Source organism: Streptomyces sp. SAI-135 (assembly GCF_029893805.1).
GTDB lineage: Bacteria > Actinomycetota > Actinomycetes > Streptomycetales > Streptomycetaceae > Streptomyces.
Genome location: NZ_JARXYP010000002.1, coordinates 7284428 through 7300182 on the forward strand (window position 1 = coordinate 7284428; position 15755 = coordinate 7300182).

The 15755-nt window shown below is 71.1% G+C and carries 12 protein-coding genes; 8 read left to right on the top strand and 4 right to left on the bottom strand.

Features of this window, described 5'->3' with window-relative positions:
- Positions 1-108 precede the first annotated feature (108 nt).
- Both M2163_RS37345 and M2163_RS37350 read left to right on the top strand, forming a co-directional pair.
- Positions 109-516: a DUF6278 family protein gene (locus M2163_RS37345; RefSeq protein ID WP_280848493.1), complete on the top strand. Its 408-nt coding sequence runs from the start codon at positions 109-111 to the stop codon at positions 514-516.
- Between the two features lie 126 nt (positions 517-642).
- Positions 643-1389 (top strand): amino acid ABC transporter ATP-binding protein, encoded by a 747-nt coding sequence (locus tag M2163_RS37350; RefSeq protein WP_280896192.1) that lies wholly within the window; start codon positions 643-645, stop codon positions 1387-1389.
- 170 nt (positions 1390-1559) lie between these two features.
- Here M2163_RS37350 and M2163_RS37355 read toward each other — a convergent pair whose 3' ends face one another.
- Together M2163_RS37355 and M2163_RS37360 are read right to left on the bottom strand one after the other, a co-directional pair.
- Positions 1560-3125: a CocE/NonD family hydrolase gene (locus tag M2163_RS37355; protein WP_280896193.1), complete on the bottom strand. Its 1566-nt coding sequence runs from the start codon at positions 3123-3125 to the stop codon at positions 1560-1562.
- A 116-nt stretch (positions 3126-3241) separates the two neighbouring features.
- Positions 3242-4003 carry a hypothetical protein gene (locus M2163_RS37360; RefSeq protein WP_280896194.1) on the bottom strand — a complete coding sequence of 254 codons (762 nt, stop codon included), beginning with the start codon at positions 4001-4003 and terminating at the stop codon, positions 3242-3244.
- 144 nt (positions 4004-4147) lie between these two features.
- Here M2163_RS37360 and ggt point away from each other — a divergent pair, with 144 nt between their 5' ends.
- Entirely contained in the window at positions 4148-5944 is a 1797-nt protein-coding gene (ggt, locus tag M2163_RS37365; RefSeq protein WP_280896195.1) for a gamma-glutamyltransferase, read from the top strand.
- A gap of 69 nt (positions 5945-6013) precedes the next feature.
- Here the strand turns inward: ggt and M2163_RS37370 are convergent, their stop codons facing one another.
- The gene (locus M2163_RS37370) at positions 6014-8530 is read right to left on the bottom strand and encodes an ATP-dependent Clp protease ATP-binding subunit (RefSeq protein WP_280848489.1); all 2517 of its coding nucleotides are present in this window, start codon (positions 8528-8530) and stop codon (positions 6014-6016) included.
- A 256-nt stretch (positions 8531-8786) separates the two neighbouring features.
- Positions 8787-9572 (bottom strand): type I methionyl aminopeptidase, encoded by a 786-nt coding sequence (map, locus tag M2163_RS37375; RefSeq protein WP_280896196.1) that lies wholly within the window; start codon positions 9570-9572, stop codon positions 8787-8789.
- A 32-nt stretch (positions 9573-9604) separates the two neighbouring features.
- Here map and M2163_RS37380 point away from each other — a divergent pair, with 32 nt between their 5' ends.
- From M2163_RS37380 to M2163_RS37400, 5 genes are all read left to right on the top strand, one after another.
- Complete coding sequence (locus M2163_RS37380) at positions 9605-9856, top strand: helix-turn-helix transcriptional regulator (protein WP_280848487.1); 252 nt, start codon at positions 9605-9607, stop codon at positions 9854-9856.
- 133 nt (positions 9857-9989) lie between these two features.
- Positions 9990-11741 (top strand): hypothetical protein, encoded by a 1752-nt coding sequence (locus tag M2163_RS37385; protein WP_280896197.1) that lies wholly within the window; start codon positions 9990-9992, stop codon positions 11739-11741.
- Between the two features lie 180 nt (positions 11742-11921).
- Entirely contained in the window at positions 11922-12764 is an 843-nt protein-coding gene (locus M2163_RS37390; RefSeq protein ID WP_280848485.1) for a nitrilase-related carbon-nitrogen hydrolase, read from the top strand.
- Complete coding sequence (locus M2163_RS37395; RefSeq protein ID WP_280896198.1) at positions 12761-14050, top strand: aspartate aminotransferase family protein; 1290 nt, start codon at positions 12761-12763, stop codon at positions 14048-14050. The genes M2163_RS37390 and M2163_RS37395 overlap by 4 nt, the downstream gene beginning before the upstream one ends.
- Before the next feature lie 23 nt (positions 14051-14073).
- Positions 14074-15657, top strand: a complete 1584-nt coding sequence (locus M2163_RS37400; protein WP_280896199.1) for a PucR family transcriptional regulator — start codon at positions 14074-14076, stop codon at positions 15655-15657.
- Positions 15658-15755: the final 98 nt, after the last annotated feature.

Genomic DNA, 15755 nt, shown 5'->3' on the forward strand with positions numbered 1-15755 from the left:
GTCAAGGAGACATCGGCGGCACGTCAAGGCGCCGTGCGTGAAGTCGGCCGGAAACCGCAGCCCGCGCGCCTGTGGTGCACGCGGCCGGGTGAGTGACACGCTGGGCGTATGAAGATCCCTTTTCTGGGCGGCTGGAGTGAAAAACCAGGGACCCGCGACCCCGAGGGCATCGCCGAACTCCTCTCCGAGTGCGAGCTCCTGCGCTCCCATGCCTCCCGTTCGGGTGTCCGACTCGATGACACGGCGGCCTCGTTGGAGGCGCTGGACCAGTTGGTGCCGGGCTGGCGGGACGACGAGGAGATCCTGCTCTGGCTCGGCAACGACGCCGGGCTCTACCTGGGCACGGTCATCGTGCGGACCGTACCCGGGGCGGCCTGGGATCTGCGCTCGGACGGCCAGCCCGTGATCCGGCTGGAATCCGGCCGGGAGTTCGACGTCGTGGCCTCGGGACACGAGTGGGCCGCCAGCGGGGTGCCGGAGCTGTCCCAGCTCTACGCCGAGGTCGCCGAGGAGTGAAACCCTGGCCGTAAGCTCGGCGTAAATACGGCTTATGACCGGAAGGTGCGTGTCGTCCCGTATGTGCGATCTTGCCTCGATAGGTTGCGGCAACCACGACACAGCTGAGAGTGAGTAGGGCTGGGCATGGCCGTCGTCGATCCGTTGATCGAACTGCGTGACGTCAACAAGTACTACGGGGAGCTGCATGTCCTGCAGGACATCAACCTCACCGTCGGCAAGGGGGAGGTGGTCGTGGTCATCGGCCCTTCGGGGTCGGGAAAGTCCACGCTCTGCAGGACGATCAACCGCCTGGAGACCATCAAGTCCGGTTCCATCACGCTCGACGGGCAGCCGCTGCCCGAGGAGGGCAAGGCCCTCGCGAAGCTCCGTGCCGAGGTCGGCATGGTCTTCCAGTCCTTCAACCTGTTCGCCCACAAGACGGTCCTGCAGAACGTCTCGCTGGGCCAGATCAAGGCCCGCGGACGCAAGAAGGACCAGGCCGACCAGCGTTCCCGTCAACTCCTCGACCGGGTGGGCCTCGCCGACCAGGCCGACAAGTACCCGGCCCAGCTCTCCGGCGGTCAGCAGCAGCGCGTGGCCATCGCCCGCGCCCTCGCCATGGAGCCCAAGGCCCTTTTGTTCGACGAGCCCACCTCGGCCCTCGACCCGGAGATGATCAACGAGGTGCTGGAGGTCATGCAGCAACTGGCCCGTGAGGGCATGACCATGGTCGTCGTCACCCACGAGATGGGTTTCGCCCGCTCGGCCGCCAACCGCGTGGTGCTCATGGCCGACGGCCGCATCGTCGAGGACCGTGCCCCCGACGACTTCTTCACCAACCCGGACAGCGAGCGTGCCAGGGATTTCCTCTCCAAGATCCTCAAGCACTGAGAGGGGCGACGGCCATGTCCCCGAGCCTCGACTACGATGGTCCGCTCACCCCCGAGGTGACGGCGACCGAGCCGCCAGGGACCCTGCTGCCGGGTGGGGGTCCCCCCACGGCCCGTCAGCCGTAGGGGGCAGCAGTCACAGAGCCCTACCCGCCCGGCGCCGGCCGGAGATCACTGCTCGCGCAGCGGAATCGACACGTACGACGGGTCGTTCGCCGGCGAGGAGAAGGTCAGCTGAGCGCCGGACGGGTTGTGCTCGATGTAGAGCGGGTCGACCGTGTCCACCACCAGGGCCAGCCGGTGCCCTGCCGGGACGTCGTAGGCCGTGGAGAACAGCTCCAGGTCGACGTCGAACGGCTTGCCGGGCGTCCGCCCGTGGAAGGTGTACGGCGCGTGGGAGACCAGCTTGCCGAGGCCGAGCGGCCCCACGTCGTACAGATAGGCGACGAGGGTGCCGCTCTCCTTGGTGGGGGTGAGGGTGGTGTGCAACTTCGCGGTACCGCGCACCTGTTGGGCGCTCGGGTACTTCTCCGACTGCCACACGGCGGCCCAGCGGCGGGGGAGCAGGGGGATCGAGGCCACCGGGGGAGCCTGGGCCAGCTGGTCGAGGATGCTGGACAGGAAGACGATCCCGCCGTCAGCCTCTGAGTCGACGTTGGTGTGGATCGTGGTGGTGCCCGAGAGGGCGATCTTCTTCTGTGCCGCGCCCACGGACTTCCAGTCGGGGTAGCCCTCGTAGCCGCCCGTGGAACGGGACTTGAGCTGGACCGGCCGCTCACGGTCGATGCCGTTGTCGGCACCCTTGAGGTAGTGGTCGAACCAGCGCCCGGTGTCGGTCCACACGTCGTTGGGCAGGCCGAACAGCCCGGTCAGCTCGGCGGTGGCGTGGTCGCCGGGGCGGAACTCCAGTCTCTTCGGGCCGGTCAGCTTCTCGTAGAAGTCCGCGTACTGGTTGGGCGCGAAGACCGTGTCGCCCCAGGCGTTGGCCATCATGACCGCGGCGCCGTTCTTGTTCAGTTGGTCCACGTATGTGGCGACCGAACGTTTCTTCCCCCAGTCGATCATCTCCTGTTCCTTCGACAGGTTCGACGCGTAGAAGTTGTCGAAGATCTGGCGGATCTCGGCGCTCTGGCGGCCGGTGACCAGGCTCGCCCCGTCCAGCAGGGCGCCGGCCTGGACGTGCTGGGTGCGGCCGGAGTAGATCGAGTCGATCAGGTCGGCCCAGCCGCTGAGGGCGGCAACGGCCCTGACACGCTTGTCCTTCGCGGCGGTGAGCAGGCTGATGCCGGCGCCGTACGAGACGCCCGCCATGCCGATGTGCCGGTCGTCCGCGGGGGTGTGGGCGAGGGCCCAGTCGATGACCTTGGAGGCGTCGGCGGTGTCGGGAGGCCCCGCGACTTCTATCTCCCCGCCCGACTGCCAGAACCCACGGACGTTGTAACTGACCACGACGTAACCGGAGTTCGCCAGCTTCTGGGCCTGGGCGAGGTACTCGACCTGGGGCAGGCCCCAGCTCGTGGGCAGGACGAGCAGCGGGTAGCGCCGCGAGCCGTCGGCTCCGGCGGGCGTGATGACGTTCGCCTTGAGGACGGTTCCGCCGTCCCCCACGATGTCTACGAAACGGACGGCGTCCGCCGCCTGGGCGGTGGGGGCGAGACCGAGGGCGCTTCCGGCGATCAGAGTCGCGGAGACGGCGCCCACGGTGGTCGTACGCAGGGCCTTGCGAGGGTGTCCCACGGGTCACTCCCTACTCGTGTCACTGCAAAGTGACCCGACGGTAACCGCGACGCTTTACCGGAGGTAACCCGTCGGTAAGTTACGTGGGAGTAACGATTGTTGTGCTGTGAATCAATTCAGGACGCACGGTGGGAGTTCCGTGGAGCCGCGGGCGTCGGCAGCGGCGTCTGGGCCGCGCGCGTCACGTCCGCGACCAGTTCGGCGACATCGGGGCCGTACGCCTGCGAGTTGACCACCTTCAGCAGCAGGACGAAGGAGTTGTCGCGGTACTTGCGGGACAACCGCTCGTGGTTGCGCGCCAGATAGCGGGTCGCGGCCTGGTTGGTGATGGCCGTCTGGCCGCAGAACAGGAAGACGGGCCGGCTCTGACCGGGCTGTCCGGCGGTGAGGCGGGCGAGCAGGACGTACTCGGCCACCCCCTTCTCCAGAAGGTAGCGCTCGCTGCCTATCTGGTACGTCATACGGACCGGGCCGGGCTCCGACGAGTCGACCTTCACCAGCACCCCGGGCAGCATCGCGGCGATGTGCGCCATCATGCGCCGGTTCGACGTGGGACCGCCGACGCAGAACTCCGTGCGCTCCCCGAAACCCTGCCGGGCCGCGTCCTGGGTGATCACCTCGGCGTGTGCGCCGCAGTCCTTGATGAGGGCGGAGAGTTCGAGCAGCGCGAACACGTCGTAGCGGTGCACCGCGAGATCGGTGCTGCCCGCGTCCCGGTTCACGACCAGCAGCGATTCCGAGTTGTCCGGCAGCCCGAAGAACGCCTGCTTGCGGCGGAGCTTCCGCTTCCACAGGTAGGTCCGGGCGAGCCAGCCGAGCGCGGCGCTGATGCCCGCCGTCACCACACCCAGGACGATGTTGCGCACGTCGTCATTCATGTGCGCGCATGCTAGCGGGCCGACACCGTTGCTACGCACCGGTGTTCGAAGTGTGGCATTCGTATGACGCCTGACCCGATGAGGGCTGTCGGGGCCCCGGCGATGTGGTTACGCTGCGCGGACGGTCCTCGACTGGAGGTACGGATGCGTCGCCCTGTCGTACGGAAACTGTCGGTCCTGGCGGTCTCGGCCGCCGTGGTGTCGGTGGGAGCGGCAGCACCGCCGCAGACCGCCTCGGCACCCGGGAAATCACCCGTGGCCGTCGGCTACGGCGGCGCCGTAGCCAGCGTCGACGCGGACGCCTCCGCCGCCGGCATCGAGGTGCTGAGGAAGGGCGGCAACGCCGTCGACGCGGCCGTCGCCACCGCCGCCGCGCTCGGCGTCACCGAGCCGTACTCCTCCGGCATCGGCGGGGGCGGCTACTTCGTCTACTACGACGCCAAGTCCCGTACGGTCCACACGATCGACGGCCGCGAGACGGCACCGCTGAGCGCCGGCTCCGACCTGTTCCTGGAGAACGGCAAGCCGCTCGCCTTCGCCGACGCCGTCAGCAGCGGGCTGAGCGTCGGCACCCCGGGCACACCGGCCACCTGGGCCACGGCACTGGACCAGTGGGGCAGCAGATCGCTCGGCAGCGTCCTGAAGCCGGCCGAGAGGATCGCCCGCGACGGGTTCACCGTCGACGACACCTTCCGCTCGCAGACCGCGTCCAACGAGACGCGGTTCCGCTACTTCCCCGACACCGCGAAGCTGTTCCTGCCCGGCGGGCAGCTCCCGGTCGTCGGTTCCACCTTCAAGAACCCCGATCTCGCCCGCACCTACCGGGAGTTGGGCCGCAAGGGCGTCGGCGCGATCTACCACGGCGACCTCGGCGACGACATCGTCGACACCGTGAACCACCCACCGGTGGACCCGGCCTCGGGCTGGAACGCGCGGCCGGGCGAGCTGTCCGAGAAGGACCTCGCCGCCTACCGCGCCAAGCTCCAGAAGCCCACGAAGACCTCCTACCGCGGCCTCGGTGTCTACTCCATCGCGCCTTCCTCCTCCGGCGGCACGACGGTCGGTGAGGCCCTCAACATCCTTGAGCACACCGACCTTTCCAAGGCCAGTGAGGTCCAGTACCTGCACCACTTCATCGAGGCGAGCCGGATCGCGTTCGCGGACCGAGGGCGCTGGGTCGGCGACCCCGCCTTCGAGGACGTACCGACGAAGGGCCTGCTGTCGCAGAGGTTCGCCGACTCGCGGGCCTGCCTGATCAAGGACGACTCGGTGCTCACGAGCCCGGTGGCGCCGGGAGACCCGCGTCACCCCGGGGCCTGTGTGGACCGGGGCACCGCGGCTCCGACGACGTACGAGGGCGAGAACACCACGCATCTGACGGCGGCCGACAAGTGGGGCAACGTCGTCGCCTACACCCTGACCATCGAGCAGACCGGTGGCAGTGGGATCACCGTTCCCGGGCGCGGGTTCATCCTCAACAACGAGCTGACGGACTTCTCCTTCGCGCCGGCGAACCCGGCCGTGCACGACCCGAACCTGCCGGGGCCCGGCAAGCGGCCGCGGTCCTCCATCTCGCCCACGATCGTGCTCGACCAGCACAACAAGCCGGTGGTGGCGCTGGGTTCCCCCGGCGGAGCGACCATCATCACGACCGTGCTCCAGGTGCTGACCGAGTTCGTCGACCGGGGGCTGCCGCTGGTGGACGCGATCGCCGCGCCACGGGCCAGTCAGCGCAACGCCGCCCAGACCGAGCTGGAACCGGCGTTGTACAGCAGCGGGGAGCGGTCTCAGCTGGAGGCCATCGGGCACTCGTTCAAGCTCAATCCCGAGATCGGTGCGGCTACTGGCGTGCAGCGGTTGCCGGGCGGGAAGTGGCTTGCGGCTGCCGAGACCGTTCGGCGGGGTGGGGGGTCTGCGCAAGTGGTCCACCCCGCGCCGTAGTTGTCTGTGAGTGCGTGGGGGCTGGTCGCGCCCCGCGGCGGAGCCGCAGATCGATACAGCCCCGCGCCCCTAGGGAGTCCCGGTGAACGTCAGACCGTCCGGCCCTGTGTCCACTGTTACCCGGCCGCCGTCCGTGATCGTGCCGTTCAGCAGCAGGCGGGACAGCTGGTTGTCCACCTCCCGATGGATCGTGCGGCGCAGCGGGCGGGCGCCGTACTCCGGTTGGTAGCCGCGTTCCGCGAGCCAGTCCACCGCGCTGTCCGTGAAGGTGACCGTGACGCCCTGGGCGTGGAGCAGGCGGCGGGTGTTCTCCAGCAACAGCTTGGTGATCTCCCGTAGTTGCTCTCCCGTCAGCTGGCGGAAGACGACGATCTCGTCGATGCGGTTCAGGAACTCCGGGCGGAAGTGGTCCCGCAGGGGGCGCAGGATCTGCTCGCGGCGGGCCTCCTCGTCCGTGCCGCCCGGCCCGAAACCGATGCCCGCGCCGCGGCGGGTGATCGCCTCCGAGCCCAGGTTGCTGGTCATGACGATCACCGTGTTGGTGAAGTCGACCGTGCGGCCCTGGGAGTCGGTGAGCCGTCCGTCGTCGAGGACCTGGAGGAGGATGTTGAAGACGTCCGGGTGGGCCTTCTCCACCTCGTCCAGCAGGAGCAGCGAGTACGGGTGCCTGCGGACCACCTCGGTGAGCTGGCCCGCCTCCTCGTGGCCGACGTATCCGGGCGGGGCGCCGACCAGTCGGCTGACGGTGTGCCGCTCCTGGTACTCGCTCATGTCCAGGCGGACCATGCGCTCCTCGCTGCCGAAGAGGGACTCGGCGAGGGCGCGGGCCAGTTCGGTCTTGCCGACGCCGGTCGGGCCGAGGAAGAGGAAGCTGCCGATCGGGCGGTCCGGGCTCGCGAGGCCGGCCCGGGAGCGCAGGACGGCGTCCGAGACGACCCGTACGGCCTCGTCCTGGCCCACGACCCGCTCGTGCAGGTGTCCCTCCAGGCCGAGCAGACGTTCCTTCTCCTCCTGGGTGAGGCTGCTGACCGGAATGCCCGTCAGCCGGGACACCACCTGGGCGACGGCCTCCGCGGTGACCTCCAGGTGCTGACCCTCGTCGGCCTCGTCGCCCCCGGCGGCCTCGCTGATGCGCTGCTTCAACTCGGCGATGCGGTCCCGGAGTTGGGTGGCCTGCTCGTACTGCTCGTCGGCGACCGCCTGGTCCTTGTCCCGGGTCAGCTGCTCGACCTCGCGCTCCAGGGCCCGTACGTCGGTCCCCTTGGTCCGTGCGCGCAGACGTACGCGCGCCCCGGCCTGGTCGATGAGGTCGATCGCCTTGTCGGGCAGTCGGCGGTCGGTGAGGTAGCGGTCGGACATCTCCACGGCGGCCACCAGCGCCTCGTCGGTGTAGCGGACCTGGTGATGGGCCTCGTAGCGGTCGCGCAGCCCGCGCAGGATCTCGATCGCGTCCGCCGGGGTGGGCTCCGGTACCAGGATCGGCTGGAAGCGGCGGGCCAGGGCCGCGTCCTTCTCGATCCTGCGGAACTCCTCCAGCGTGGTCGCGCCCACGATGTGCAGCTCGCCGCGGGCCAGGGCGGGCTTGAGGATGTTGCCGGCGTCCATGGAGCCGCCCTCGCCGCCCCCGCCCGCGCCGACGACCGTGTGCAGTTCGTCGATGAAGACGATCAGCCGGTCGGAGTTGTCGCGGATCTCGCCCACGATGTTCGTCAGGCGCTCCTCGAAGTCGCCCCGGTAGCGGGTGCCCGCGACCACCCCGGTCAGGTCGAGGGCGACCACCCGGCGCCCGATCAGCACGTCGGGCACGTCACCGTCGACGATCCGCTGGGCCAGACCCTCCACGATGGCGGTCTTGCCGACGCCGGCGTCACCGATGAGCACCGGGTTGTTCTTGCCGCGCCGGGACAGCACCTCGATGGTCTGCTCGATCTCCTCGTCCCGCCCGATCACCGGGTCGATACGGCCCTGGCGGGCCAGGTCGGTGAGATCGCGGCCGTACTTGTCGAGGGTGGGCGTGCCGGTGACGCGCGGTGCCTCACCGCTCGGCTGCCCGGCGTCCGGCGCCGCCTCGGGAGGCAGGCCGGTGGGGGCGAACCTGGCCGAGTTGAGGATGTGCCCGGCGGCCGAGTCGGGGTTCGCGGCCAGAGCGCTGAGCACGTGCTCGGGGCCGATGTAGCCGGCGCCGCGGGCCCGGGCCAGCTCGTGCGCGTCGAGCAGGGCGCGCTTGGCGGCCGGGGTGAGGGACAGCGAGGTGGGCGGCGGAGCCTCCTCGGGCTGGTGCTGGACGGGGCCGGAGCGTTCGTCGATCTCCGAGGCGAGGGAGTCGGGGTCGGCTCCGGCCCGGCTCAGCAGGGTCCGGGTCGGCTCGGCGGTGAGGGCGGCCCGCAGCAGGTGCTGGGTGTCCAGGTCCCGGCTGCCGTGCTCGGCGGCGTACTGCGCGGCGCCCCGCACCAGCTCCCTGGCCGGCTGGCTCAGCAACTGGCCGATGTTGATCTGCCGGGGGCCGGGACGCGGCCCGCCGAAGAATCGGGCGAGGAACTCCCCGAAGGCGTCGTAGCTTTCCGGTCCGCTGAATCCGCTGGTCATGGCGTTCCCATCCGGCATCCCCACAGGGGTCCCGCCCCCCGGGGGCTGAGCCCGTTCGAGGTCTGGGGGAGGGCCGGGGACACCCTCGCTGATCGACGTGCCGGGGCCGGGTAACCCGGGTGTCAGCCGGTTACACCTTCGCACGGATGGGGGAGCGGGGCACTTTCAGTGGTCGCCGGGCAACGCGGGCTCGCGAGGGCCTTGCGGGCGCGGGGTTGCTCGGTCGCGCCCGTCGGGTGTCGCGCGCCCGCGATGATCAGGGACGCGCGCTGACTGAGCGCGCCGTGAGCACGCGCGGCCCGGCGTCCGTGATCGCCACGGTGTGCTCGACGTGTGCCGCGCGCGAGCCGTCGTTCGTCTTCAGCGTCCAGCCGTCCGGTGCCGTGTGGTACTCGTCCGTGCCGCCGGCGATGAGCATCGGCTCGATCGCGAGCACCATGCCGTGCCGCAGCGCCGGCCCGCGCCCCGGGCGCCCTTCGTTGGGCACCGGCGGGTCCTCGTGCATGCGGCGGCCGATGCCGTGGCCGCCGAAGTCCTCCATGATGCCGTAGCCGCCCGCCCGGCAGACCGTGCCGATCGCGTGGGCGATGTCCCCGATGCGGTTGCCCACGACCGCGGCCCCGATCCCGGCCGCCAGCGCCCGCTCCGCGGTCTCGATCAGCCGTACGTCGGCGGCGTGAGGCGTGCCCACCGTGAAACTGATCGCCGAGTCCCCGGCCCAGCCGCCGAGTTGGGCACCGCAGTCGATCGAGACGAGGTCGCCGTCACGCAGCCGGTAGCCGGTCGGGATGCCGTGTACGACCGCGTCGTTCACGGAGGCGCAGATGACGGCGGGGAACGGGGTGGTGGCGAAGGTGGGCCGGTAGCCGAGGAACGGCGAGGACGCCCCCGCCTCCCGCAGCACCCCACGCGCCACCTCGTCCAGCTCCAGCAGGGAAACACCCACGTCAGCGGCGTCTCGTACGGCGGTCAGGGCGCGCCCGACCACCTGTCCCGCCTCGTACATGGCTTCGATCGACGTGTTCGTCTTCAGCTCCATCATGCCAATTACTATACCGGTATTAGAATGGGGGTATGGTGCGCACCCCTCTCACTCCCGAAGAACGCGAACGCGGCGAGCGGCTCGGCCGGCTGCTGCGCGAGGCCCGCGGCGGCCGCAGCATGACGGAGGTCGCGGCGAGTGCCGGGATCTCGCCGGAGACCCTCCGCAAGATCGAGACCGGACGGGCCCCGACCCCGGCGTTCTTCACGGTGGCGGCGCTCGCCCGGGCGCTCGGACTGTCCATGGACGAGTTGGCCGGACTGTGTGAGCTCGCGGGTGTGTGACGGGAGTTCGCCCGACGGTGGAGGTGCGCCGGGAGGCTCCTGCTGCGCTCTTGAAAACTGTCCGTAGCCCGTTCGTAACACTGCTGGTGTTGCCTTACGGACCGGAGTGCTCCGGTCTAGCGGGAGTTGAGCGATGGCAGTGGATCAACTCCCGGGTCGGATGCGGGAGTTCGTGGCCTACCTGAGCGGTGTGCTGGCGCGTCTGGACCAGGGTGCGGGTTGGTGCGCGGTGTTCTGGCAGCGCGACCCGGACGGTATGCAGGCCTGCCTCGACGGCCGCGAGGTGCCGCCCTGGGACGTGGTCGAGGCGCTCCTCCAGGACTACGCCACGGTGTACGGCCCCGCGGCGGCCCACGCCGAGGCGGAACGGGCCCGCCCCCTGCACGCCGCCGCCCAGACCGCCCACGACGCCCGACCCGGCGGCCGGGACGCCCTCGGTGACCGCTTCGACGTCATGCTCCGCGAACAGCGCTACGCGGCGGAGCGCCAGGCCGAACTGGGCCGCCGCCTCGCCGCCGCCACCACCCAGGAGGAGGCCGACGCCATCCGCCTGGACCTCGCCTGGGCCCGCGACGACCACGAACGCGCCGTGCGACGCTGTGCCGAACTCCGGTCCCGTATGGCCGAGTTGGACCGGCTCACGAGGAACGGCCAGGCATGGGCGGTCCGACGGGGGCGGGACGCGGACGGAGCCGGTTTCGGGGTCACCGGGGCGCACGGGGAGGGGGGTGTTGGCCGCCACGAGGAGGGCGCGCGGGGGGCGGGCGCTCATGAGGCCGGCGCCCACGAGGCCGGAGTCCGCGAGGCCGACGGCCGACACGCCCCGGTCCCGGAGATGCCGCGACAGCGCGACGCCAGGTCGGCCACGCACTCCGAAGCGCCGGCCACCGGTCCGGCACCGCAGTGGCGGTCTCCCGCCGCGCACCCCGCATCCCAGGTCCCGTATCCGCAGGACCAGGACCTGGCCTCGGAGCAGTGGCCCTCTCCCGCCCCGCACCCCGCAGCCCCGGGCCCGCACCCCGTAGCCCCGGCCCCGTACCCGCAGGACCGGAACCAGGCCCCGGAGCAGCGGACCGCTCCCGCCCCGGACACACACCCCGATCGCACGCCCCCGCAGCAGCCCGCCCCCACCGCCCCGCCTCCGCCGGAGGCCAAGCGGAAGCGTCGGCGAGGCGGTGCCCGGTTCGCCGGTATGGCCGAGGAGGACGGCGCCCCCGTCGTCGTACCCCCCTCTGCCGTGCCCGATCTGCCGAGCGCGCCCGTGGCCAAGGGGCGCGCGCCGCGCGGGGCCCGTTTCGCCGGGGCCGCGGAAGTACCGGAGGCGGCCCCGCGGGAGCGGGCGGAGCCGCTGGACGCGGCGGCGCGGCGGGAGACCGCCGAGACGGTCGCGACGCTGGTGCGGCTGCGCTCGGAGGGGCGTACCGGCGAGGCGCACGCCCTGCTCGTCGAGGTCGCCCACTGGCCCGCCGACCGTTTCCCGCTGCTCGCGGCGGAGCTCCAGCACGCCGGGCTCGGCGCCGACTGGGCGACCCTGCTCTGGGAGGCCGCATCGCTGCCCGCCGACCGGCTGGTGGCCGCGGCCGACGCGCTGGTCGCGGCCGGGCGGAGCGCGGACGGGGAGCAGGTGCTCCGGCAGGGGGTCGCGCGCCCCGCCGGTGAGATCGGCGCGGCCGTGCTCGGACTGGTCGCCGAGGGCCGCCGGCGTGAGGTCACCGCGCTCCTCGACGCCTACGTCCGCGTCCGCACCCCCGAGGAGGCCGCCCGCAGCGCCGCGCCCGGCCCGGCAACCCTCGTGCCCCTGCTCCTTGCCGCGGCGCGAGGTGTCTCGGACGAGCGGCACTGGGACCTGGTGCACGCCCTGCGGGTGGCCGGATTCTCCGCCTGACAGGTCCTCCACAAGCCGTTGACCGGGCACGTCACTCCTCCACTGGAGTGTGAAACGTGATCGACTTCGCGGGTTAACGACGATGGTCTTGGCAAGCCTTCCCGGGAGGCTTACGTTCGTCCCTCTACGGCTGTGTCTACGGGCGTAGAGGCTCTGACGTCCCCGCCGAAGGAGCAGCTCATGGCCAACGTCGTTCGTGCCGCTCTGGTCCAGGCCACCTGGACCGGCGACACCGAGTCCATGGTGGCGAAACACGAGGAGCACGCCCGCGAGGCGGCCCGACAGGGCGCGAAGATCATCGGGTTCCAGGAAGTGTTCAACGCCCCCTACTTCTGCCAGGTCCAGGAACCGGAGCACTACCGCTGGGCCGAGCCGGTGCCCGACGGACCCACCACCACCCGTATGCAGCAGCTCGCCCGGGAGACCGGCATGGTGGTCGTCGTGCCGGTGTTCGAGGTCGAGCAGTCCGGCTTCTACTACAACACCGCGGTCGTGATCGACGCCGACGGCAGCGTCCTCGGCAAGTACCGCAAACACCACATCCCGCAGGTCAAGGGCTTCTGGGAGAAGTACTACTTCAAGCCCGGCAACCTCGGCTGGCCCGTCTTCGACACGGCCGTCGGCAAGGTCGGCGTCTACATCTGCTACGACCGCCACTTCCCCGAGGGCTGGCGGCAGTTGGGACTCAACGGCGCCCAGCTCGTCTACAACCCGTCGGCCACCCACCGGGGCCTGTCCTCCTACCTGTGGCGCCTGGAGCAGCCCGCCGCCGCCGTCGCCAACGAGTACTTCGTCGCGGCCATCAACCGGGTCGGTGTCGAGGAGTACGGCGACAACGACTTCTACGGCACGTCGTACTTCGTCGACCCGCGCGGCCAGTTCGTGGGGGACACGGCGAGCGACAAGGAGGAGGAACTGGTCGTCCGCGACCTGGACTTCGACCTCATCGAGGAAGTGCGGCAGCAGTGGGCCTTCTACCGCGACCGCCGCCCCGACGCCTACGAAGGGCTGGTGCAGCCGTGACCAAGGACCTGCTGGGACGTCACCGGGCGGTGCTGCCCGACTGGCTCGCCCTCTACTACGAGGAGCCGCTGGAGATCACGCACGGCGAGGGCCGGCACGTGTGGGACTCCGAGGGCAACAAATACCTCGACTTCTTCGGCGGCATCCTCACCACGATGACCGCGCACGCCCTGCCCGAGATCACCAAGGCGGTCAGCGAACAGGCCGGGCGGATCATTCACTCCTCGACCCTGTACCTGAACCGGCCGATGGTCGAACTCGCCGAGCGCATCGCCCAGTTGTCCGGCATCCCGGACGCCCGGGTCTTCTTCACCACCTCCGGCACCGAGGCCAACGACACCGCCCTGCTGCTCGCCACGGCCTACCGCCGCAGCAACACGATCCTGGCGATGCGCAACAGCTACCACGGCCGCTCCTTCAGCGCGGTCGGCATCACCGGCAACCGCGGCTGGTCGCCCACCTCGCTGTCCCCCCTCCAGACGCTGTACGTCCACGGAGGCGTCCGGACCCGGGGCCCGTACGCCTCGCTCGGCGACGACGACTTCATCGCGGCCTGCGTCGACGACCTGAAGGACATCCTCGGCCACACCCGCCCGCCCGCCGCCCTGATCGCCGAGCCGATCCAGGGCGTCGGCGGCTTCACCTCCCCGCCCGACGGCCTCTACGCGGCCTTCCGCGAGGTGCTCCAGGAGCGGGGCATCCTCTGGATCGCGGACGAGGTGCAGACCGGCTGGGGCCGCACCGGCGACCACTTCTGGGGCTGGCAGGCGCACGGGCAGTCGGGGCCGCCGGACATCCTCACCTTCGCCAAGGGCATCGGCAACGGCATGTCCATCGGCGGGGTCGTGGCCCGCGCCGAGATCATGAACTGCCTGGACTCCAACAGCATTTCGACCTTCGGCGGCACCCAGATCACCATGGCGGCCGGCCTCGCGAACCTGTCGTACCTCCTGGAGCACGACCTCCAGGGCAACGCCCGGCGCGTCGGCGGACTGCTGATCGAGCGGCTGCGGACCGTCGCCGCGCAGGTCCCGGGCGTACGGGAGGTGCGCGGGCGCGGGCTGATGCTCGGCGTCGAGCTGGTGAAGCCCGGCACCGACGAGGCCGACCCGCAGGCCGCGTCCGCCGTGCTGGAAGCCGCCCGCGCCGAGGGGCTGCTGCTCGGCAAGGGCGGCGGGCACAACACCAGCGCCCTCAGGATCGCCCCACCCCTGTCCCTGACCGTCGCGGAGGCCGAAGAGGGCGCCGCGATCCTCGAACACGCTCTGAGGAGCACCAACCAGTAGGCCCACAGCGAGGGAACACCGTCATGAGCACCACCTTGGAGCCCCTGGAGTCCGCGGCGCCGGCCCTGTCGGTCCGTCAGGTCCTCATGCTGGAGCGGGTCCTGGCCGGGGAGCCCGAGGTGGTGGCCGGTGCCGATCAGCTCGACCGGGCCGTGCGCTGGGTGCACGTGGCCGAGGCCGCCGACGTCGGCGTGATGCTCAGCGGCGGCGAGATGGTCCTCACCACCGGTGTGCTGCTGGCTGGTGACGACGACAAGCAGGCCGAGTACATCCGGTCCCTGCACCGCGCGGAGGCCGCGGCCGTGGTCCTCGGCCTCGGCAGAGCCTTCCCGGCCCCGCCGGACGTGATGCGCCGGGCCGCGGAGCGGTGCGGCCTGCCCATGGTGGTCCTGCACCGGCCGTTCCCCTTCGTGGAGTTGACGGAGGAGGTCCAGGCCCGTCTGGTGCGGCGGAAGTTCGCCGCCGTCAGCATGTCCGAGGCCGTGCGCACCGCCCTCACCGGACTCATCACCGCGGGCGCTCCGCTCCAGCGCCTGCTGGACGAGATCGCTCACCACAGCGGCTGTCCCGTGGTCGTCACCAACCTCGCGCACCGCGTCCTCGCCACGGCGGGGGAGCGGTCCGCCGTCGACGACGTGCTGCGCGACTGGGAGCGCATCGCCCGCCAGGCATGGGGGCACCGCCCAGGCCGTTCAGGCACTGGGGGAGGCAGCGAGGGCGACGGCTGGATCCGGGCCGAACTCGGCGGGCGCGGGGAGCGCTGGGGCCAGATCATGCTGTGCGGCTACCGCGGGGACACCGCCACGGGACGACTGCTCGCCGACCGCGCCGCCGAGTCCCTCGTCCTGCACCGCATGCTCGGCGGCACCTCCGCCCACACCTGGGAGGAGCAGTCCGCGCAGAGCCTGCTCACCGACCTGGTCAGCGGGGTCGTACCGGCACGGCAGCTGCTGCCCCGCGCACGGGCGGCCGGACTGCCCGTCAACCGCCGCACCTTCGTCCCGCTCGTCGTGCGCGACGGCGATCCTGCCGAACTGGACCGGGTGCTCCGGCTGTTGGGGCTGCCCGGCATCGTCGCCGAACTCGCCGACGGGGCCACCGCCGTCCTGTTGAGCCTGGCCCGGGACCAGGACGCCGCCGTGCTCACGGCCAACTTCGCAACGCGGCTGAACCGGACGGTCGTGGCGGCCGCGGACCCGCGCACCGCCTGGGACGACGTCCCCGCCGGTATGCGTGAGGCCCGGCACGTCGCGGACGCGGTCGCCTCCGGAGCCCTCGACCTGCCCGCCGTCGTCCGCCTCAAGGACGTCCATCTGCGCGGTCTGATACGGCTGTTGCGCGACGACCCGCATGTGCAGTCCTTCGCCGAGCGCGAGCTGGAGGGACTGCTGTGCGGGGCGGGGGACGACCTGCTGGCGGTGCTGCGCACCTACCTCGCCACCGGCCGCAACAAGTCCCGCACCGCCCAGCTCCACCACGTCTCCCGCCCCGCGCTCTACCGGCGGCTGGAAGCGATCCAGAGCCGGCTCGGCGTCGACCTCGACGACTTCGAGCAGGCCGCCTCCGTGCACATCGCACTCCTCGCGCACGACGCGCAACAAAGCTGAAACACGCTACGACCTGGGAAAACGGCGGTGAAACATGGGCGCACGACAGGGTGACACCGTGGCACGCCCGGGCCCCGCAGACGTGACACGCTGCAACT

Bases quoted from the DNA above. Each gene is read 5' to 3' on its own strand.
- M2163_RS37380 (WP_280848487.1), top strand. From the start codon at position 9,605: ATGGTGCGCACCCCTCTCACTCCCGAAGAACGCGAACGCGGCGAGCGG.
- ggt (WP_280896195.1), top strand. From the start codon at position 4,148: ATGCGTCGCCCTGTCGTACGGAAACTGTCGGTCCTGGCGGTCTCGGCC.
- M2163_RS37350 (WP_280896192.1), top strand. From the start codon at position 643: ATGGCCGTCGTCGATCCGTTGATCGAACTGCGTGACGTCAACAAGTAC.
- M2163_RS37385 (WP_280896197.1), top strand. From the start codon at position 9,990: ATGGCAGTGGATCAACTCCCGGGTCGGATGCGGGAGTTCGTGGCCTAC.
- M2163_RS37390 (WP_280848485.1), top strand. From the start codon at position 11,922: ATGGCCAACGTCGTTCGTGCCGCTCTGGTCCAGGCCACCTGGACCGGC.
- M2163_RS37370 (WP_280848489.1), bottom strand. From the start codon at position 8,530: ATGACCAGCGGATTCAGCGGACCGGAAAGCTACGACGCCTTCGGGGAG.
- M2163_RS37360 (WP_280896194.1), bottom strand. From the start codon at position 4,003: ATGAATGACGACGTGCGCAACATCGTCCTGGGTGTGGTGACGGCGGGC.
- M2163_RS37345 (WP_280848493.1), top strand. From the start codon at position 109: ATGAAGATCCCTTTTCTGGGCGGCTGGAGTGAAAAACCAGGGACCCGC.
- map (WP_280896196.1), bottom strand. From the start codon at position 9,572: ATGATGGAGCTGAAGACGAACACGTCGATCGAAGCCATGTACGAGGCG.
- M2163_RS37400 (WP_280896199.1), top strand. From the start codon at position 14,074: ATGAGCACCACCTTGGAGCCCCTGGAGTCCGCGGCGCCGGCCCTGTCG.